The organism is Burkholderia sp. M6-3, from assembly GCF_050858985.1.
Classification (GTDB): Bacteria; Pseudomonadota; Gammaproteobacteria; order Burkholderiales; family Burkholderiaceae; genus Paraburkholderia; species Paraburkholderia caledonica.
Map to the genome: position 1 here is coordinate 1,985,645 of NZ_CP110090.1, position 21,330 is coordinate 2,006,974.

At 63.8% G+C, this 21,330-nt stretch carries 15 protein-coding genes; 5 read left to right on the top strand and 10 right to left on the bottom strand.

Annotation, left to right across the window (positions count from 1 at the left end; translation table 11 throughout):
* The first annotated feature begins 73 nt into the window (after positions 1-73).
* Positions 74-1,006, top strand: coding sequence for a LysR family transcriptional regulator (locus tag OH764_RS08600; RefSeq protein ID WP_498846467.1), 933 nt, complete (start codon positions 74-76; stop codon positions 1,004-1,006).
* A gap of 48 nt (positions 1,007-1,054) precedes the next feature.
* Here the strand turns inward: OH764_RS08600 and OH764_RS08605 are convergent, their stop codons facing one another.
* The 10 genes from OH764_RS08605 to OH764_RS08650 form a co-directional block, all read right to left on the bottom strand.
* The gene (locus OH764_RS08605) at positions 1,055-4,081 is read right to left on the bottom strand and encodes an ATP-binding protein (protein ID WP_498846468.1); all 3,027 of its coding nucleotides are present in this window, start codon (positions 4,079-4,081) and stop codon (positions 1,055-1,057) included.
* Positions 4,082-4,194: 113 nt separating this feature from the next.
* A complete protein-coding gene (locus tag OH764_RS08610) occupies positions 4,195-4,710 on the bottom strand; it encodes a DUF3331 domain-containing protein (protein ID WP_498846469.1) in 516 nt (171 codons plus the stop codon).
* Positions 4,711-4,782: 72 nt separating this feature from the next.
* Entirely contained in the window at positions 4,783-5,772 is a 990-nt protein-coding gene (locus OH764_RS08615) for an MBL fold metallo-hydrolase (protein ID WP_498846470.1), read from the bottom strand.
* Positions 5,773-5,783: 11 nt separating this feature from the next.
* On the bottom strand, positions 5,784-7,511 hold the full coding sequence (locus OH764_RS08620) for an FAD-dependent oxidoreductase (protein WP_498846471.1): 1,728 nt from the start codon (positions 7,509-7,511) through the stop codon (positions 5,784-5,786).
* Between the two features lie 65 nt (positions 7,512-7,576).
* Positions 7,577-9,019, bottom strand: coding sequence for an alginate export family protein (locus OH764_RS08625; RefSeq protein ID WP_498848789.1), 1,443 nt, complete (start codon positions 9,017-9,019; stop codon positions 7,577-7,579).
* 160 nt (positions 9,020-9,179) lie between these two features.
* Entirely contained in the window at positions 9,180-10,130 is a 951-nt protein-coding gene (locus OH764_RS08630) for a VOC family protein (protein WP_020066116.1), read from the bottom strand.
* A gap of 139 nt (positions 10,131-10,269) precedes the next feature.
* Positions 10,270-10,548 (bottom strand): DUF1427 family protein, encoded by a 279-nt coding sequence (locus tag OH764_RS08635; RefSeq protein WP_498846472.1) that lies wholly within the window; start codon positions 10,546-10,548, stop codon positions 10,270-10,272.
* A 23-nt stretch (positions 10,549-10,571) separates the two neighbouring features.
* Positions 10,572-11,213 (bottom strand): phosphohydrolase, encoded by a 642-nt coding sequence (locus OH764_RS08640; RefSeq protein WP_498846473.1) that lies wholly within the window; start codon positions 11,211-11,213, stop codon positions 10,572-10,574.
* 202 nt (positions 11,214-11,415) lie between these two features.
* On the bottom strand, positions 11,416-12,885 hold the full coding sequence (locus OH764_RS08645; protein WP_498846474.1) for a mechanosensitive ion channel domain-containing protein: 1,470 nt from the start codon (positions 12,883-12,885) through the stop codon (positions 11,416-11,418).
* 63 nt (positions 12,886-12,948) lie between these two features.
* On the bottom strand, positions 12,949-14,820 hold the full coding sequence (locus OH764_RS08650) for an amidohydrolase (RefSeq protein WP_498846475.1): 1,872 nt from the start codon (positions 14,818-14,820) through the stop codon (positions 12,949-12,951).
* Between the two features lie 350 nt (positions 14,821-15,170).
* On the opposite strand from OH764_RS08650, the gene OH764_RS08655 reads away from it, so the two are divergent.
* The 4 genes from OH764_RS08655 (at position 15,171) to OH764_RS08670 (ending at position 21,316) form a co-directional block, all read left to right on the top strand.
* Positions 15,171-15,689: a Dps family protein gene (locus tag OH764_RS08655; protein WP_498846476.1), complete on the top strand. Its 519-nt coding sequence runs from the start codon at positions 15,171-15,173 to the stop codon at positions 15,687-15,689.
* A 352-nt stretch (positions 15,690-16,041) separates the two neighbouring features.
* Positions 16,042-16,863, top strand: coding sequence for an alpha/beta fold hydrolase (locus OH764_RS08660; RefSeq protein ID WP_498846477.1), 822 nt, complete (start codon positions 16,042-16,044; stop codon positions 16,861-16,863).
* Between the two features lie 441 nt (positions 16,864-17,304).
* Positions 17,305-18,219 (top strand): helix-turn-helix transcriptional regulator, encoded by a 915-nt coding sequence (locus tag OH764_RS08665; RefSeq protein WP_498846478.1) that lies wholly within the window; start codon positions 17,305-17,307, stop codon positions 18,217-18,219.
* A gap of 175 nt (positions 18,220-18,394) precedes the next feature.
* Positions 18,395-21,316: an ATP-binding protein gene (locus OH764_RS08670; protein ID WP_498846479.1), complete on the top strand. Its 2,922-nt coding sequence runs from the start codon at positions 18,395-18,397 to the stop codon at positions 21,314-21,316.
* The last annotated feature ends 14 nt before the right edge of the window (positions 21,317-21,330 follow it).

The window sequence follows — 21,330 nt, forward strand, 5'->3', positions numbered from 1 at the left end:
ACCCGCGAACGCGATGAAATCCAGTATGCTGGGCGCTTCAGCCGTCCGGCCCAGATGGATTTTGCTCTTCGCCATGAACCTTTCCTTTGAAGTTCTCCAGGTACTCGACGCCGTCGATCGAACTGGCACGTTTGCAAGCGCCGCCGAAACACTGCATAAGGTGCCTTCGTCGCTAACCTATCTCGTGCAGAAACTCGAGCTTGATCTTGGCGTCAAGCTGTTCGACCGCAGCGGCCGGCGCGCCACCCTCACGCATGCGGGGCGCGTGGTCGTCGAGGAAGGCCGCCGTCTTCTGGCCGCGGCGGAAGACCTGGAATGCAAGGCAAAGCGCATCGAGCAAGGCTGGGAGTCCGACGTGTACGTCGCCGTCGACGAAATCATTCCATTCGCGCTGCTGTGGGATCACGTCGACGAGTTTTACGGGCTGAAGCTCGACACGCGCCTGCATCTGTCCAAAGAAGTGCTGGGCGGTTCGTGGGATGCGCTGCTTACACGCCGTGCCGATCTGATCGTCGGCGCCGCGGGCGATCCGCCGCCAATTCCGAATCTCGTCGCGAAGCCTATTGGCTCGCTGCGGCACGTGTTCGTGGTGGCGCCGCAGCACCCGCTTGCGTCGCTGCCTGGGCCGCTCACGCTCGATGTAGTCGCACGGCATCGCGCGGTTGCAATTGGCGATACGTCGCGCGATCTCGCACCGCGCACCATTGCGCTTGCGGCTAATCAGGAAGTGCTGACCGTGCCCACACTCGAAACGAAGCTCGCCGCGCAATTGCGCGGGCTTGCTGCGGGCACGATTCCGGAGTGCCTCGCGATCGACGCGCTCAGGCGCGGTGAACTCATTCAGAAAGAAGTGCTCGGCATGCGTGACGTCACGCACTTTTATCTGGCGTGGCGCGACGACGAGACGGGTAAGGCACTGCGCTGGTGGGTCGATCGGCTGGACCAGCCCGATCTGATCGACAAAGCGGTACAACAGCAGATGCAGCAGACGCAAGTGAACGCGTGACATGGCGAAAGCCATGCCACGCAGTGCGACCCAACCGCTCGGCGCAGGCTAGCGGCCTTCGCTGACTTTCTGCCGGGTACGCTTCGGCAGACGCGGGTTCAGATGCGGATTCAGGCGCGGATTCAGACGCAGGTCCACATCGCCCTGTCTGTCCACGCACGGCGTCACGACCCGGGACGCAACTCTCGCGGCATCGAGCAGTTGTTGCGCGGCCGCGAAGTCCTCGAGATCGCGCCCCTGGCTTAGCCTCGCGCACGCAGATTCGACCAGACGCACCGCGTCGGCAGCGCGTCCTTGCGCCCACCACAACTGGCCCAGACTCGTCGCGGCGCGCAATTGCAACGACCGGCACCCTTGCGCGAGCGATTCTTCCATCGCGGCGGTCAGGCAAGCCTCGGCATCCGTGACGACATCGCCACCTGGCGGCGAGCCTGCAGCGCCGAGCAAAAGCAGTTCGCCGTACGCGCGCCGCAGTTCGACCACATACCAGTGATCGCCGCATTCGTCGCACTGCGCCAAGGCTCGCGTCACCGCTGCGATTGCCTCGTCGCGTCGCCCGGCGCGCCCCAATGCAAGACCGTACCGCGCGACGAGCAACGCGCGTTGAGCACCGTACTCCAGCGCGTCGAGCTCGTCGAGAGCGGCGCGAAACGCATTCAGCCGCTCGGGGCTCACGTCCTCGAGCGAGCGCAGATACTCGTCGAAAGCACGGCCGCATGCCTGCGATACACCGAGACCCGTACGAGCCGACACATCGCGCAGCAACGCAATTGCTTCAGCCGCGCGCTCGCGTTTGCCCGACAGCAGCGCAAGCGGGATCTCCGCTTCGACCAGCACGTAGCAGGTGACGATGGCCTGGTCCTGCGCGCACGCGCTCGCAACACAGGCTTCGGCCAGATCGAGCGCCTCGTCGCGCGAGCCCTGGAACCACAGCAGACGCGCAAGCGTGGCGCGCCCCACTACGCCCTGGTCGATCGACTGCCCGAGCGGCAGGCCGTGCTGCAGCGTGTCAGTGTGCTGAAGAAACCGTTCGAGTGACGCGCGCGCCTGTTGCTGGTCGCCAGCGTAGTGCGACGCGATGCCGAGAAGGCGCGAAGCAAGAATGTCGTTGCTTGCGTCGCCCGTCTGCGCCGCGAGCGACGCGAATCGATGCGCGAACGCAAGTGCATTTCGCGCCGCGCCTGAAGACTGGCTCGCGTTCCACATACCCCACAACGCGCGCGCTTCGAATGCGTGGTCACCGAGCGCGATGGCCAGCGCAAGCACCTCGGCCCAGATCGCGAGCGTTTCGCGGTTCGGTCCATTCACATAGACGAGCGCCGCACCGAGCGCGGCGAGCAGTTGCATGCGAACTCGCAGATGCCGAGTCGAGCCCGAGCCGCCATGCGTTCGCGCAACGCTATCAAGCGCGCGCCGCGCCCACGCGCAGCATTCGTCGACGAGTGACAGTTCGTACAGCAGCGCGACCACTTTGACCGCGAGCTTCTCTGCGAGCGCGTCATCGCCCTTCGACGAAAGCGCCCAGCCGAGCGCCGCGCGCAGATCGTCGAGCCATTCGCGCATACGCGAATGCCAACGGTCGGCGTCGGCTTCCTCGGAGCGTGCTTCGGCCGACATGTAGCGCTCCAGCAAGCCGGTGAAATAGCGCGCGTGATTGAGCGTGACCGCGCGCCGCTCGCCGTTGTCGTCGAGCTTTTGCAGTGCGTACGTGCGAGTGGTTTCGAGCAGCCGGTAGCTCGCGCGGCCGCGTTCCACGTTGGCGACGACCAGCGATTTTTCGACGAGGCCCGACAGTGCCGCGATCACCTCCTGTTCGCGCAAGCCGATGTCCGTCACGACGCTGATGGCCGCGTCCATCGAAAAGCTGTTGACGAAAATGCCGAGCCTGCGCAGCGTTGCGCGCTCCGCGTCGTCGAGCAGCCCGTGGCTCCAGTCGAGCGTGGCCTTCAACGTCTGATGCCGTGGCAGCGCCGTACGATTGCCGCCCGTGAGCATATTGAAGCGATCGTCGAGATGATCCGCGAGCGTTTCTATGCCGAGTATCGCCGCGCGGGCCGCCGCCAGTTCGATTGCGAGCGGTATGCCGTCCAGCCGGCGGCACACTGTGCCGGTCAGCTGAATGCTTCGCTCGTCGGACGATAGCCGCGCGTCCATTGCGCGGGCGCGCGACATGAATAGCTGCACTGCGCTGCACTGAAGCACGTGCTGACCTTGATCGTCGTGCGCGGGAACGTCGAGCGAGGCGACCCAATACAAATGCTCTTCGGTGACGCGCAGCGGCTCACGGCTCGTTGCGAGAACACGCACGCCAGGGCCCGCATTGAGCAGTGCCTCAGCGAGTTCCGCAGCGGGGCCGAGCACGTGCTCGCAGTTGTCGAGCACGCACAGCACGCGCCGTTCGCCCCACTCCCGGCTGACCCGCGTCAGCGTGAGCGGACCGCTCGCCTTGCTCACGCCCACGCTCGCAGCGAACATCGCCAGTACGCTGTTTGCGTCCGAGGTGGACGCAAGCGAGACCAGATAGACGCCGTCCGGATATTGGTCGAGCAGAGCTCGCGCGGCTTCGACTGCGAGGCGTGTCTTGCCGATGCCGCCCGCGCCGAGAAGCGTGACATGCCGCGCCGACGCGAGCGTTCGCGCGACGTCGCGCAGCGCCCCATCGCGGCCGATCAGCGGCGAAAAACTCGCGGGCAGATTGTGTGGCACATGACCGGCGGAACGAACCTGCCGGTCATCGTTCGCGCGGTAATCGGGTTGGTTGACGCCGTTGGCGGGCGGCAGCGGCGACTGCCTTGCGACGAGCCTGTAGCCCCTGCCCGACACGGTCTGGATGAGTCCGCGGCTGTCGCCCAGCACCTTGCGCAGCGCGGACATATGAACCTGAAGATTGTTCTCTTCAACGATGGTGTCGGGCCACACCTCTTTCAACATGTCGTTCTTCGACACGAGCTCGCCCTTCGCGGCGATCAGCACGGCCAGCATGTCGAATGCGCGGCTGCCGATGCGCACGGGTTGTCCGTCGAGAAGCAGTTCCCGACTGGCAAGATCCACTTGAAGAGGTCCGATGCGAATCATGAGGCGGTATCCAGGACGCAACCGGTGGAGAAGCTGCCGGGCAATTGCGGCCCGGCGATGAGTCCCCGAAGTCTAGACTAACCGCAACTTCGCATGCGCGGAAAAAACTGAAGCTATCGTTCAAAATTTTTGTATTGAACGAGCGGATGCTGCAGGTCGACGACCGATGCCAGAATCATCGCGGCCGCGTTAACCGGGACTGCGCTGCGCACCCTCGGTTTGTAGATCAGATCGTTACGGCGGATCGTCGCCCCGCTCACCGCGCAGCGCCCCTTCAGTCTGGCGCGGCAACTGATCCACACCTGGTCCGCGTAACGGCATAGCGTGGCGTCCTGCCAGAGAACAGCGATCGACGTCTCGGACAGGCGCTCGATCACCTCGACCTGCCGGTGCCGCGAGGGTTCATTGGCGGCCTCGCGCGTAAGCGGCGGTGCAAGATAGGCTTCGCCTTCCGCTTCGCCGCAATAGCCGGCAAGGAGCCGCTTGATCACGTGACTCCATACGGGCGCAAGGCTCTCGTCGTGCGTGGCCGCGTGATCGTCGTGCGCTATGCGGCAAGCGTCATGATGCACGCCCGCTTCGTACCTCGGTGCATTCGTGCATTGCGTGGCGGGGGCTTCGATGTGCATCGTGATTCTCCTCGAAAGTTGGCGCAGCGCCCATAACAGAAGCGGCTGTCAGCGTCGCCCGGCTACGCTGCCTCACTGAGCCGGCGCCGCTTCGTAATTGACCGGCACCCAGTCGTACGTGTTGCCGTTCTGTCTGATGTGCCCGAGGCCCGGAAAGGCGATATGCGCGGCGCCGATCAGATAACGCTCGCTCGCAGCGAGTTCGAGTGCGGTGCGTCGCGAACGTTGGGCCGCGCCGGCATCGGTGTCGTATTCGACCGATGCCGTCGGGTTCTGCAACTGGATTGCCGCCACATGCACGATGTCGCCCCACACGAGCAGACGATTCGCGCCGCTTTGCACCAGATAGCCGGTGTGGCCGGGCGTGTGTCCATCGAGCGCGACGGCGCGAATGCCTGGGTCGAGCTCGACATCGCCTTGAAAAGGCTTGAAGCGGCCCGCCGCGATATAGGGGGCGACGCTCGCACTGGCGGCGTCGAAAAAAGTGCTGAGAAAGGCCGGCGCTTTGGACTTGTTATCCGGGTTCAACCAGTAGTCGGCTTCGGTTTGGCTCACGCGCACGACAGCATGAGGAAAGGCCATTGCGCCGCTCGTCGCGATGCCGCCCACATGGTCCTTGTGCAGATGCGTCAGCAGCACCTCGTCGATCTGTTCGGGCCGATAACCGGCCGCCCGCAGATTGGCGAGCAGCTTGCCGCAACAATCGCCATAAAGCACGCCCGCGCCGGAGTCGACGAGAATCAGCTTCGAGCCCGTGTTGATCAGGAACGCGTTGATCGAGCCTTGCACCGGCGCGTGCAGGAAATCGCGATCCAGGTCGCGCGCAATCTCCGCCTTCGGAACATCTTCGATCACGGTGTCGATTGGAAACGGATGCGTGCCGTCAAGCAGCGCGGTCACTTCGAAGCCGCCGAGCATGATCCGGTAGAAGCCCGGGCCCTGAGTCCTCACCTGAGGCGCGGCGCCAAACGCCACGCCGCTCCACAGGCTCGTGACGACGCTCAATAGCAGCACGCAGCAGCCCGTCGCATGCAGGATTGCGCTACGTTGAATCGACTTCATCGTCTGCTCCGTCAGGGATTGGCCGCGAGCTTCGTCGACTGGCTCAGGTACGCATGAATCTGGGCGACTACGGCCGCGCCGTCGCCGACCGCGGCGGCGACACGTTTCGCGGAATCCGAGCGCACGTCACCGACCGCGAACATGCCCGGCACACTGGTTTCGAGCGGATAGTGCGCACTGGCCGCCGACGCGCCCTGCCCGCTTCTCCCCATGCCGGTCAAGAGAAAGCCGCGATTGTCGAGTTCGACGCCGCTTGCGGCGAGCCAATCCGTTTTCGGCTCGGCGCCGATAAAGAGAAAGAGATGCCGCGAAGCGAGGACTTCCTCTTCCCCGCTCGCTTCGTGACGCACGCGAAGATGCGTGAGACCTGCTTCGTCGCCTTCGAGCGCGCGCAGCGTGCAGCCCGTACACAACGAGACATTGGGCAGCGAGCCGATGCGGTCGATCAGATACTTCGACATGCTCGCGTTGAGGTCCTGGCCGCGAATCAGCATGCGGATGCTGCGCGCGAAGTTCGCGAGAAACACCACAGCCTGGCCCGCCGAGTTGCCGCCTCCCATCAGCACGATGTCCTGGCCTTTGACGAGCTTCGCTTCGATGGTCGACGCCCAGTAATACGTGCCGCGTCCCTCGAAACGTTCGAAGCCCGGCACTGTCGGCTTGCGGTATGCGGCACCGCTCGCCACCACGACCGTGCGCGCGCTGATGCGCTGGCCGTCGACGAGCGTCAGCACAAACATCCCGTCTTGCCGCGTTACTTCCGTGACCTTGCCGGGAATGGCGAGGTGCGCGCCGAACTTCAACGCCTGCTGGAACGCACGCGCGGCGAGCGCCTGCCCGGAGATGCCGGTGGGAAAGCCGAGATAGTTTTCAATGCGAGAGCTCGCGCCGGCCTGGCCGCCGGGCGCGCGCTGATCGAACACGGCCACCGAGAGTCCCTCGGTGGCCGCATAGACCGACGCCGCCAGTCCGGCCGGACCCGCGCCGACGATCGCAACGTCGTACCTGTGCGACTGCTCGAAGGTCGGCACGAGTCCGAGGCACGAAGCGAGTTGCGCCTCGTCCGGCGCGCGCAGCACATGCCCGTTCGGGCAGAACACGAGCGGAAAGTCGCCAGGGCCGGTCGTCATGCCGCCGAGCAGGGTCACGGCTTCGGGATCGGAACGCGCGTCGATCACGGTCGCCGGATAAGCATTGCGCCGCAGGAAGCCTTGCAGGCCCACGAGGCGTGCGTCGTCGCCATTACCGACGATGATCGGCCCGAGCCCCTGCTCGATCAGTCCGAGCCGACGCAGAATCAGCGCGCGCATGATGTGCTCGCCGAGTTGCGCATCGGCGACGATCAGCGCTCGCAGACGCTCGGGTTCGATCACGAGCGTCTCGACATCGGTCAGAGCGAGGCCGTCGATGAGCGCGGGCTTGCCGGAAAGCTGCGCCATCTCCGCCATGAAATGGCCGTCGTCGTGCTCGGTGACGAGTGTCGAGCGGCCGAAGCTGTCACGCGAAAAGATCCGCACTCGGCCATGCAGCAACACGAAAAGCCCCAGCGCGACCTGCCCGGTCTCGAAGATCAGGTCGCCTGCCTTGAAGCTCATCGGCCGCGCGAAGCGGCGCAAGCTTTGAATTTCCGCAGGCGACAAACGCGGGAACATCTGATGTTGCCGGTATTCGAGCGACGAATACGGGAACTCCAGCTCGGACGGTTGCGCCACATCGGGCGATAAACCGGAAGTGCTCATAACGATGACCTTTGTTTTCGTGACGGCCTCAATCGATCCGATATCAGCCGCTACTTACCTACCCGCTACCATCCGAACTTCAGTTCCGCGCCGATGTAGTCGGCGTTGCGCGCGCCCAGTTCGCGCAGCGACGGACCCACCTGAAAATGCACGGCTTCGAGCGCCGCCGCGAGATTCGCGGTGACTGCCCAGTCGGCGCGCAACTGGGTATAGAAACCGGTCCAGCGCGAGCCGTGCCCCGCCGTGCCCGGCACGACCGCCGAGCCTTGCTGATAGACAGCGTCGGCGGTGGTCTCGCGCCATTGCAGGCCGACGCCCGCGAGCAGCGAGAGCTTGCTCGTCGGCTTGATGATCAGCGACGGCTTCACGTGGATCAGGTTCGTATAGCCGGTGTAGCCCGCAAGCGCGAAGTAGTAGCCGTTCGGAAAGAGCGGATTGAAGGTGCCGACGCGGCCATCGCCGGGATGGGTGTCGCCCGAAGCCGCATCCACCTGAATACCGACGCGCGGTGTCCACGGCGTCGACGCGAACGTATAGCCCGCGAGCGAGCCGACCGCCCATGCGCCGATCGTCTTCGTGCCTACATGCCCCGACTGATACATCGTCTCGATGTCCCAGTCGACGTGGTTCAGCGTGCCCGAATAGCGTGCATCGAACACATCGCGGTGTTCGTCGCCGGTCGCGTCGAGAAAACGCGCGTTGCTGCGGTTGTAGCGCGAGTAATACGCGGATACGTCGCCGGGGCCGACCGCTTTGCGCTCGACGCGCACGCCGCTGAACGTCAGATGCCGGTTCGACACGTCGTCGAAATCGCTGTTGTCGCGGTATTGCACCGGCTGCGTCGCATACGCGATCCAACGCCACAAACCCGTCTCGTAGTCGGCCCAGATCGCGTCGAAGGCCTGGCGTACATTCGGGCCGTCGCGCACGGAGATGAAGCGCTGCAAGTCGAACGCCATCTCCTGACGGCCGACCCGGAACTTCACGACGCCCGGGCCGAGCGGCTCGACGATAGCGACAAAAGCCTGGCGCAAGTCGAGCGGATTCTTGTCGACCGGGGTGACATTGTCCTTGCCGTACGGACGGGCGTCCTCGAACTGGGTGAAGATCTGCACGTGAGGACCGAGGCGCACGTCCGCATGCACTTCGAGGCGTTGCAGCAGATACGTATCGTCGTGCCCCGCGCCGAGACCGAAGAGCGGCGCGTCGTTCATTTCGAGCCGCTCGCGCAGCACGACGCCGAGCGACACGTACGCGTCGGGATTGCCGAACAGCGGAATGTACTTGAGCGAGTCGAACGGGCGCTTGGGCACGCAAGGATTCGCAAGCGCCGACCAGTTTTCCTGCCAGCGGTTGAACATCACCGTCGGGCGCGCGCACGAGGTGCTTGCCGCCGGAGCGCTCACGGCCGCGGTGTCGTCGGCGCTGCCGAGCGCGGTGTCGGCTGCCATTGCCGGCAGTGCCGCTGTGAGGCCCGCCGTGAGCCCCAGGGTAAGCCCCGCAGCCATGAGCCGTGCGCTGAGGCTGGCCTTGAGGCTCGCTGCGGGCCGCTTGCCGAGCAGCCACGCACCCAGCGCGACGCTCCCCCCAAGCCGCGCCCGCGCGGCTCGCCCTGACGAACGCGGCCGACGCGGCTCCACTGTCAGCAGCGCTGTGATTGCGCGCGCTTTACCGGCCATCGTGCACTTCGGCGATATATCCGCCCGGGAATTCGAGCACTGCCGTCTTGCCCGTTGCGCTGTTATACGGCGCATAAACCACCTTCGCGCCAGCCGCCTGCGCGCGCTGCAGCGTCTGTGCAAGATCGTCGACACCATAGCCGGTCGTCTCGCGGCCGAACGGGAACGGCAGCTTGCCGTCGGTGACGAACACCACCATGCGGCCAAAGCCCGAGGCGATGCGAATCTCGCGGATCGTTTCGCCCGGGCGGCCGATCACGCCGGCGTCGGCGCGCGGATTGTCCGAGACGATCTTGCCGTGCGAAAAGTGCAGCCAGCGGCGCACGAAGTTGTTCGCCTCGTAGCGCGACACATACACGCGGTTATCCGGCACGCTCTGCAGCGGCGCATAGTTCGGCGCCTTCGTGTGCCAGTAGAGTTGCATCGTAAGACCGCCCGGCCACTGAATGATCGCGTCCTTGCCAATGGGGTCGTCGAAGCTGTCCACGAGCACATCCGCGCCCGCCGCGCGTGCGGCCTTCACCGCCTGATCGATGTTCGTGACCAGATAACCCGTGCGCTCATTGCCGAACGGATACGGAACCGGCGTTTCGAAGCCGAACACCGACAGCATGCCGACCGGCGTCTGCACATATTGCGACGCGGTCTTGCTCGGCGTCGGCGTGACGGTGAACACCGCGCGCGGCGACGCCTTGCCGCCGAACGTCGCGATAAAGCTGTTGACGAACGCGTCCAGATCCGCAGACGCCACATACACGTGCGTCGTGTCGTATTGCGGACCGACCGATACATCCGGCTGGCGCGCGGCGAGCGCGGTGTTTGCGGTTGCGACTTCGGGCGGGCCGGCATCGGCGTGAGCGGATGTGAGCGGCGCGAGGCCGATCAGCAACGCGGCGGAAACCGCCGCGAGAGGACGGAAACGCTGAAGCAAATGGATCATGTGATCTACCTGATGATGTTGGAAGAATTCGAGTGCAATACGGGTCCAGTGGATACGGGTTGCACCAGGGAGCGGGCCAGCGGTTGAGCCAAGGCTTTGAGTCATGGCTTCAGATCAGGACCTGCGCCTCGATCTGCAATCAACCGCCCTGTTTCGTGGCGCCGGGCGCGCCTGGCTTTTGCGTGGAGCTGTCAGGCATCGGCGCGGCAACCGGCAGTGTCGACGAGGGCGACGCCGCCTCCACCGCCGCGCTCTGTGCGAAGAATTGTGCCTTCACCACAGGTATCGCGTGCTCGCCGAGCACCATGCCGAGCAGGCCGGCGAGCGCGATCAGCGGTGGCGCCGGCGACTGCACCTTGAGCAGCCAGTAGAGGAGTCCGACGCCGAAGCCGACTCCCAGTGAAATGATGTAGCCCATGCCAATCTCCTATCCAGGGCGGGTCAGTTCGGCCATTCCGAACCAAGCACCAGCCCGCAAAAATTCAGACGCCGGTAATTCGGATCCCACCGGTCGAGCACGTCGGCGTTGACCGTGCCGAACGTCGTTTGCGGACGATGTTCCATGCCGCGAGCGTATTCCTCGAGAATCCGCTTCTTGAAACCCACTTCGCGCGGACACGCCTGCACGACTTCGTCACGCTCGTCGACGGCGTATTCGTCGTAGCGCGCGCCGCGCACGTCCATCTGCACGCCTGCGGCGAGCAACGCGACGAGCGGCGCGAGATGCTCGGGAATGCCCGGCGTCGTGTGCAATGCAATCGCCATCCATACTTCATCGATTGCACTTGCCGCCGCCCGATGCTCACGCATGAAATCGCGCGCGGCGTTCGCGCTATCGACTTCGTAGCGGCACGACGAACGCCGATGCGCGCTATTCAGGCCGACGTTATGAAACATCGCGCCCACATAAAGCAGTTCCATGTCGAAAACCATGTTCTCGCGATAGCCAGTCAGCGCACCGAACAGAAACGCCCGCTGCGCGTGATGGAACATCAACGCAGACTCGGTCGCGCGAATCCGTTCGGTTGCCCCACGGGCCATCGCACTGTCGGGCATGTCGATGCCCGCAATGGTTTTCTTCATGTCACCTCCTCCCTATGCCGACCGCCAGCGATCTGCGCGAGCCTCGTCGCCAGCGGGCCCTCGTTTGCGCACGATGCAGCGCATGGCGGCTCGTTACGGGGCCGCCTTCCAATCCCATTCAGCGTACCGATTGCCGTCGATAAAAGCTTTGGCGCGACCTTAAAAAGCCTTAAGCGAAAGCTGAATTCGAATGGCCCGGCCCTCACAGTGCAAGCTCGTGAAAGCGCCGCACGCCATCGCGGATCCATTGCAGCAGGCCGCCACTGCCTTCATCTGCGGTGACCGATGTCGCGAGCAGCATCTTTTCGCTTTCGTGATGGACCGAGAGCAAGCGGCACATTTCCCGCGCGACTTCGGGGCGCCGTGCGAGGATCGGAGTAAGTGCGCTTTTGTCGAGCCGGAACACCGTGGCGCGTGTGAGCGCGCGCACCACTACCCCGGTTCTCACGCCGGCGAGTATTCCCGACTGGCCCACCGAGTCGCCCGGCGCGAGCCTGCGCAGTTCAGCCTCGCCGCCGTCTTTCTGCACGACGGCCCTGGCAACCCCGCGCGCGAGAATGTGCAACTCATGGCCGCCTTCGTCGGCGGCGGTATAGATCGTGTCGTCGACATCGAACTCGTGCAGCGTCAGCTGGCCGGCGAGCTCGGCGATCTCCGCGTCGTCGAGCGTCTGGAAGATCAGGACGTTGCGCAACAGCCGCTGCTTTTCGTCCGTGGGCTCACCGGTGGGTTCCGCTACCGACAATGGCCGCAACACCACGCCGCGTGAAAGCAGATGCCGGTGCGCGAGGTCATACAGGTCGTTGCGCACGCCGATTTTCTTGTTCCATGCGTCGACGTAGCAGACGATCTCGTACTCGATCGCGTCGTTAGTGGCGCGCTTCACGCTCACGAGCGGCTTCGGCTCGGCGAGCACCTCGGGCGAGCTGGCGGCAGCATGCATCAACGCCTGCAGGACAGTCGCCGGACGAATCGACGGTTTCACCGGCAGCAACACGCTCACGCCATGCGTATCCATTGGCTGGTTCGCATTGACGATGTTCGTGCGTGCCGCCACGCTGTTCGGGATCACGACGATGTTGCCCTGCCCGTTCAACAGGCTCGTCGCGCGCCAGTTGCTTTCCACTACCTTGCCTTCCACTTCGCCGATGGTGATCCAGTCGCCTATGCGGAACGGCTGCGTCGCGTTCAGCACCACGCCGGAAAACACGTCGTTCAGCGTGCTCTGGATCGCGAGACCCAGCACCACCGCAACCGCTCCGGAAGTCGCAAGCAGCCCGCGCACCGGCAGCTGCAACACGAACGCGATCGCGCCGACCGTGGCGGCCAGAAACACGAGAGCACCGAGCACGTCTTGAAACAGACGCTCCTTGTGCCAGGTCTCGGGCAGTACCATTCGATCGAGCACGACGGTCACGAGCCGCGCTCCCTGCAGCCACCAGATCACTTCGAGAATCTGCGCGAGCAGATGGCGCACGGGCTCCGCGTCCCACGGCGCCTCGCGCAGCGGATTCATGCCGTGCGTGAAGAGCACATAGCTCGACAGGCCAAACATGATCACGCGCAACGCGAGCCGCGCGTTCGCATTGCGGCGGCCCATGAAACGCCAAGCGAGGAAGTCGAGAACCAGAATGCCGAGCCCATAGAGCACGCCATCGGTCAGAGTCGGCATAGTGATTCCCGCTTACGGCAAGGCACGATGAAGGTCGGGGCAAGTAGAGCAGCGCGCCGCGCGTCAGAACGCGAAGCAGCTGCAGCCGAGCGCACCCCAGAAGCCGTTGGAATCGCTGACGGGCACGTTCTTGCGCCATGCCCAGCCATGCGCATGCGCATGCACGCCGCACAGATTCACGCAGCCGTCCACGCAGGCGACGGCGGTCGGCTTATAGCGGCTATAGCCGCCGAACTCCGCCACTGGCGACCACGACGGGCTCACCGGCAGATCGGGCGGTGCGAGCGGCGCGAACTCGTCGGCCGCATAGACGACCTTGCCGCCCACCACCGTCATTACCGATTCGAGGTATTTGATGCTGGTTTCCTCGACGCTGAAGTAGTCGTCGCTCAGCACAGCGAAGTCGGCGAAGTGGCCCGGCATGAGCGCGCCCTTGCGGTCGTCCTCGCTCGAGAACCAGGCGCTGCCGACCGTATAGCGGCGCAGCGCTTCCATGCGATCGAGCTTGTTCGCGCTCGAATACATTGCCGTGCCGCCAACCGTCTTGCCCGACACCATCCAGTACAGCGATACGAACGGATTGAAACTGGCGACGCGCGTGGCGTCCGTGCCCGCGCCGACCGGCAGACCCGCGTCGAGCATCTGGCGGATAGGCGGCGTGTGCTTGACTGCCTCTTCGCCGTATTGCTGGATGAAGTACTCGCCCTGATAGGCCATACGGTGCTGGATCGCGATGCCGCCGCCGAGCGCGCGCACCCGCTCGATGTTTTTCTGCGTGATGGTCTCGCAATGGTCGAAGAACCAGCGCAGGCCGTCGAACGGAATGTCCGCGTTCACGCGCTCGAACACATTGAGAAAGCGCTCGATCGACTCGTTGTAAGTGGCATGCAGACGGAACGGCCAGCGATTCGCGACGAGCAACCGCACCACGGCCTCGAGTTCGGCTTCGAGCGTGTCGGGCAGATCGGGCCGCGGTTCCAGGAAGTCTTCGAAGTCCGCGGCGGAAAACACCAGCATCTCGCCCGCGCCGTTCACGCGCAGGAAGTCGTCGCCTTCGCCGGGCTTCGTCATCTTCACCCACTTCGCGAAGTCTTCGATTTCCTTCTTCGCGTTCTGCGTGAAAAGGTTGTAGGCGATTCGCACGGTCAACTCATTGTGCTTCGCCATTTCCATGATGACCGCGTAGTCGTCCGGATAAGCCTGATAGCCGCCGCCCGCGTCGATCGCGCTCGTCACGCCGAGCCGGTTCAACTCGCGCATGAAGTGACGTGTGGAATTGCGCTGGTCTTCCAGCGCGAGCTTTGGGCCTTTGGCGAGCGTCGCGTAAAGCAGGCCCGCGTTGGGCCGCGCGATCAGCATGCCGGTCGGATTGCCGCGCTTGTCGCGCTGGATCTCGCCGCCCGGCGGATTGGGCGTGTCTTTCGTGTAGCCGACCGCACGCAGCGCCGCCGCATTCAGAAGCGCGCTGTCGTACAGATGCAGGATGAAGACCGGCGTATCCGGCGCGATCGCGTTGATCTCTTCGAGCGTCGGGCCGCGCCGCTCGGCGAACTGGAATTCGTTCCATCCGCCCACCACGCGAACCCACTGCGGCGCCGGCGTGCGGGCCACCTGCTTGCGCAACATGTCGAGCGCGTCCGCGAGCGACGGCACACCGTCCCAGCGCAACTCCATGTTGAAGTTCAGACCGCCGCGAATAATGTGCAGGTGCGAGTCGTTCAGACCCGGAATGACCGTGCGGCCTTTCAGGTCGACATGGCGAGTGGCGTCGTTCCCGTGACGCATCACGGCATCGCGCGAGCCAGCGGCGATGACGCGGCCATTCGCGACGGCGAGCGAATCGGCGAACGAGCGCTTCTCGTCCTGCGTCGCGATCTTGCCGTTGAAGAAGACGACCTCGGCCGGGGTGAATCCGGGTGACAGGTCTTTGGACATGGCGGGCTCCGTGAGAGAAAGGACAGGCAGGCTGATGAGACGTGCCGCGCTCGCCTGGATGGCGAGTCGAACTGGGAGGCAGTCTATCGACGGCGCTTTGCCAGGTCCTTGTCGAAGCCCTTAATAGTTCTTAATGCAAGTTCTTAATGCTGGTTGGTGAGGCTGGTTCTCAAAACGGGTTCATGTCGCGTCCGCGACAACAATCGCGGCGAGTGGCGCACGCGCCTCAGAAGTTTTCATTATTTTTGCAGGACTTTATACACGCGCTCTTCCTACACTGACTGGGCGCTCAATGTGCATACGAACGGGCACGCTCGCAGCGCCACTCACCCCTCGATCAAGGACTCGCCATGAAAGACCCAAAGCAGGCAGCGGCGCATCGCGCGGCATCGCTCAGGACGCCGACCCGCCTTACCGAAGACGCGACTCGTGACATCGCCGCCGCATTGACCACCCTGCTCGCCGATGTATTCGCGCTGTATCTGAAGACAAAGAACTTTCATTGGCATATGTCCGGGCCGTACTTCCGCGACTATCACCTGCTGCTCGACGACCAGGCGAACCAGATTTACGCGACCACCGATCCGGTCGCGGAGCGCGCCCGCAAGATCGGCGGCAAAACGCTGCGCTCGGCCGGCCACATCACGAAGCTGCAACGTATCGCCGATAACGACGCCGACTTCGTCACGCCCGGCGACATGCTCGCGGAACTGCGCGAGGACAACCTGGCGCTCGCCGGCTATATGCGCGAAACGCATTCGTTGTGCGATGAATACGGCGATGTCGCGACTGCGAGCCTGCTCGAAAACTGGATCGACGAAGCGGAGCAGCGCGTGTGGTTCCTGTTCGAGTCGGGCCGCCACGACTGATAGCGCACTGGCCTCTCCAGCGCGCGCCACTGGCGGCACACGTTCAGTCACCCGCCTTAACAACAATTAAGCAATCTGAAAGTACGGGGAATATTCGCGCCCGTAGGATTCGCAACTCTGCGATGCCGCGTCACGTTGCGCCGGCACGCACATCACAACGTCACAGGCACGGAGAAAAAATTTGGCCAACTCATCCGCAATTCCATCGGCGAACCGCCGCCAGCTGCTCGCAGCAGGCGCAGGCGCGGCCGTTGCCGCTATCGCAGCGCCGGGCGTCGCGCTAGCGGCAACGGCCGGCGCCAGCAGCCATGCGGGCAATTCTTCTCACTCAAAGCACGGAGAGCGACACACCATGAACACGGTTACGACCAAAGACGGCACGCGCATTTTTTTCAAGGACTGGGGTTCGGGTAAGCCGGTCGTCTTTTCGCACGGCTGGCCGCTCGATGCGGACGCATGGGACGCGCAGATGCTGTTCCTCGTGCAGAAGGGCTACCGTGTGATCGCTCATGACCGCCGTGGCCATGGCCGCTCGGATCAGCCGTCGCACGGCAATGACATGGACACCTACGCGGACGATCTCGCCGCCGTGATCGAGGCGCTCGACCTGAAGGAAGCCACGCTCGTCGGCCATTCGACGGGCGGTGGCGAGGTCGCTCACTACATTGGCCGCCACGGCACGTCGCGCGTTGCCAAGGCCGTGCTGATCGGCGCCGTGCCGCCGATCATGGTCAAGACCGAAGCCAATCCGAACGGCTTGCCGATGTCCGTGTTCGACGGCATTCGCGCGAATGTGGCAGCGAACCGCTCGCAGTTCTACAAGGACCTGGCGGTGCCCTTCTACGGCTTCAATCGGCCGAACGCAAAAATTTCGCAAGGCATGATCGACGAATTCTGGCGCGAAGGCATGCTCGGCTCGATCAAAGGCCAGTATGAGTGCATCAAGCAGTTCTCCGAGGTCGACTACACCGCCGACCTGAAGAAGATCGACGTGCCCACGCTGATCCTTCACGGCGACGACGACCAGATCGTGCCGATCGACGACTCGGCCCGTCTGTCGGCCAAGCTCGTGAAGAATGCAACGCTGAAGGTCTATGCGGGCGCACCGCACGGCATGTGCACGACGCAAGCCGACAAGGTCAACGCCGACCTGCTCGAATTCCTGCAGAGCTAAACCTGGCGGGCGCGCGCCGCGTCCAGCGGCGCCGCCCCTGCTTTTCCCTTCGCGTCTAATTCTCTTGACGCAGATTGCCGCCTTCCGGGCGCCGATGTAATCAGCTTCGAATTGCGAGACCGATTAATAGAAGCGTCGCGAATACATGAATCGACGTGACGGAAATCTTCTGAGCGAAAATCCGTTACGGCAATATGTCGATCAAAAAATAAATCGCGTCGCTTTTCGAGCGCGGATCATTTGTGATAAGCGCCAAAGCTCTGATGGCGGGGACTCGCGTAATTCTTATGATGTTTGATGCTTATTATTTGAGCGCGCATTATTTTATCGACGTTTCCCAACCTCGGGAAAACCGGCATAATGACAAATGACTTACAAATGATAATTTTCGAGTAACGACTAACCGCAGTTGAGGCGCTGCGACGACCCGAGGTGACGAACATGTTCAACGATATTCATGCATCCGCCGCCACGGCCGCACGTCCTAAAGACTCCCTCGGGTGTCTGTCGAGTCAACTGCGCCAGGACCTCGAACTCGACACCGGCGAATTCAAGTTTTACCGCAAATGCACGTTGGGCAGCGACACGAGTCCGGTCGCAATGGACGGCTCGGGACGCGGCTTTCTGATTGGCGTGTCGCTGCAAACAGGACATCGCCGGCGCATCTATTCGCAACATCGCTGGGTCACGCACGAGTTCGAGCGCGACTGCGTCTACGTCCGCGATTTCGCCGACGACTACCGCGCCGAACTGCTAGGCGGCTTCGACTTCGTGCTGATCGAACTGTCGCGCAATTTTGTCAGCGACGCCTGCCACGAGCGCGGCGGCAGCGGCCTCGCGCGCATCGCAACGGTTGCTGGCCGCAAAGACCCCGTACTCGGGCATCTCGCGCAGGTGCTCGCGCTCACGCTCGATGCGCAAAGCGGGGCAAGTCCGCTCTTCCTCGAACAACTCGGCGTGACCATCGGCACGCATCTGCTTGATCGCTACGGCGAGGCCTCGACTCGGTCGAACCGCAACAACCGGGGCCTGTCCGCGTTGCAGGAAGCCCGCGCAAAAGAGATGCTGCTCGCCAGATCTCAGGGCAGTGTGTCCATTGAAGAGATCGCCAGTGCGTGCAACCTGTCGCGCAGTTACTTCATTCAAGCATTTCGCGAGACCACACAGCGCACGCCGCATCAATGGCTGCTGGAGCGGCGTATCGATCAGGCCCGTGAGCTTCTGAAACACTCGAACCATTCGCTGTCGGAGATCGGCATGGCTTGCGGCTTTTCCGATCAAAGCCATTTCACGCGTACGTTTTCGCAGCTCGTCGGCATGCCGCCAGGACATTGGCGTCGTGAGGCGCTCCGATAAATAATCATCGATTCCGACAGCACCATTTTTGACGGTGCGCAGCCCATGCAAATGGACTTTCGTACAAAGCATCGCACTAACCGACAAGACGCGAACGATTTGATCCGGTAACTTCCGTCTTGTCGTACTGCAGGTTCTTCTCACCAAGCACGTTGTCCCGGAAGTTGAAAACGACATGATTGAACTAGGCCGCTTTCAAATCGATCTGGAACTGCGCACCTTATGGCGTGACGGCGAACGTGTGCCGCTCGGCTCGCGCGCCTTCGAAATTCTCGCAATGGTCGTCAAGGCCGGCGGACGCCTCGTCACCAAAGACGAGTTGATGGACGCTGTATGGCCGGATACCATCGTCGAAGAAAATAATATTCAGGTGCATTTGTCTGCACTGCGCAAGATTCTCGGCGCGGACCGCGATCTGATTCTGACCGTGCCTGGCCGCGGCTATCAACTCGTGCAGCGTCATCGAGCCGCCAGCGCCGCGACGCCGCCGATGCCTGCGCCCGCCGGGCGCCCTCTTCCGCCTTCGCGCACGCCACTCGTGGGACGCGACACGGCCATCGCACAAATCCGCTCGATGCTCGAACACACGCGCGTGCTGACGTTAGCGGGCGCGGGCGGCATCGGCAAGACGAGCCTCGCTATTGAAGCCGCCCGTCATGCCGCCGCGGATTTTGCGGAGCCCGTGTGGTTCGTTGAACTGGCCACGCTCGGCACGCGCGACGAAGTGCTGGCAGCCACCGCGCAAGGCTGCGGGTTGCCGGTCGAACACGGGACGCCGGGCCTCGCGCAAATCGCCTTGGTGCTTGCGGACCAGCGCCGTCTGCTCGTGCTCGATAACGCCGAACACGTGGTCGCGCACGTCGCTGAAATGGTCGAGGCACTGGTTGCTGCCAACGCGAATCTGCGGGTGCTTGTAACGAGCCGCGAGCCGCTGCGCATCATGGCCGAAGCGATCTTGCGCGTCGAGCCACTCGACGTGCCGCAGCCTGGCTGCCCCGACGCGCAAATTCTGCAGCAATCGGCCGTCAGTCTGTTTTTGCTGCGCGCCAACTCGCTGCAGCGCGAAGTCGCCGCAGATAGCGCGGAACTGCGGCTCGTCGGCGAAATATGCCGGCGTCTGGACGGCATTCCGCTTGCACTCGAACTGGCGGCGGCGCGCGTGGTGACGCTCGGCGTGGTCGGTGTGCATCAACGGCTCGACGACCGCATGGCGATACTCGCAGGCGGCTATCGTACTGCGTTGCCGCGCCACCAGACCCTGCGCGCGACGTTCGACTGGAGCTTCGCGCTGCTCGATTCGGATTCGCAAGCGCTCTTCAGGCGAAGCGCGGTGTTCGGCGGCGTCTTCAGCTTCGAAGCGATGTGCGCGGTCGCATGCGACGCATCGCTGACGGTCGCCGATGCGATCAGCGCGATCAGCGAACTGCTTGCCAAGTCGCTCGTGAACGTGGAGTTCGACGGCCCCGTGGCGCGCTACCGTCTGCTGGAATCGACGCGTGCGTATGCGCTCGAAAAGCTGCAGGCGGAAGGCGAGCGACAGGACATGGCGTTGCGCCACGCGCGCTACCTATCGCAATGTTTCATGGCACACACGGCGCAAACAGTGGATGGCAACGCGGACAGCGCCGCGGCCCTCAGGCACACATTCGACGACGCACGCAACGCAGACGACTGGGCGTTTTCCGCCGACGGCGATGTGCAACTGGGCATCGAGCTCGCATCGAACCTTACGGGCGCGCTGCTCGACAGTGGCATGATCGCGGAATGCTGTGAGCGCGCAAGCCGCGCGGTCGATGCATTGGACACGCTGCCCGCCGGCAGCGTCGATGCGCTTGGCGAGATGCGCGTACGCGCGGCATTGGCTTCCGCGCTGCCGCACGTGCGCGGCTCTGTGTCGACGTCTGAGCGGTTGTGGCGTGATGTCCTCTCGCTCGCGACCGAACACGGTGACGCAGCATTTCAGGCACGCTCGCTCTGGGGCTTGTGGACCACCATGATTTCGAGCGGCAACATCCACGAGTCGATGCAGTTCGCGAAGCGCTTGCGTCAGCTCGCACACGCTCGCGCCAACCCGTGGCAGGAGACGCTGGCCGATCAGATTGTCGCGATTTCGCTGCATTGCCTCGGCCGACATGCCGAGGCGAAAGCAGAACTGCTGCGCACGCGCGACCGCTTTGCAGAACTCGAATACAGCGGGCAGCGCGACAACACGATCGCCGTCCATCCGCTTGTCTACTGCAACGGCACGCTCGCGCGCATTGCGTGGATCGAAGGACATTGTGGCGAGGCGATGAAGCTCGTCGATACGCTCGTCGGCCTCGTGCGCCCCGACATCATGGAGCCGTTGCTCACGCACACGCTCGGCGCCTCGGCCGCGCCGCTCGCGCTGATGTGCGGCGACCTCAAGCGCGGCGCAGTGTATCTGGAGATCATGCGCTCGCAGGCGGCGCTGCATGGCCTCGACGTCTGGCGCGATTACTGCAACTGTCTGTGCGCGTATCGCGACATTCTCGGCGGCGACCAGCAGCGTGGCGTCGCGCTGCTGGAAACCTCGCTCAGCGCGCTGATCGAGCGTGGTTTCCGGCGCCTCATCACGCTCTTTATCAGCGCCTATGCCGAGGCGCTCGTGGCCGCCGGACGGATCGACGAAGCGTCGCGCCGGCTCACCGACACGCTACAGTTTTGCGAGGCCAACGGCGAGATGGTGTTCGCGCCCGAACTGTGGCGTGTGCTCGGCGTCGCCGCACAGGCGCAGCGCAAGCTCGCCGACGCCGAATCCTGCTTCGTCAAGGCAATCGACATGGCGCGTTCACAGGGCGCAAGAATGTGGGAACTGCGCGCGTCATTGGCACTGGCCGGCATACGGCAGGAAGACGGCCGCGCTGCCGAAGCACTGCAAATGCTCGAACGCATGGCACTGTATTTCGATGCGCCGTCGAACGCGACCGACGTGCAGCGACTGTTCGATACGCTCGCGACGTTGCGCGGCACCAAACACGAGAATGCTGCGCCAGCGGTCACAGTGAATTCCGCGGGAACCGATTCACCGAGGCGAGGCGCGCGCAAGACAGGCGGGAGCCTTGCACGCGTCGACTAACTGATGCGTGGCAC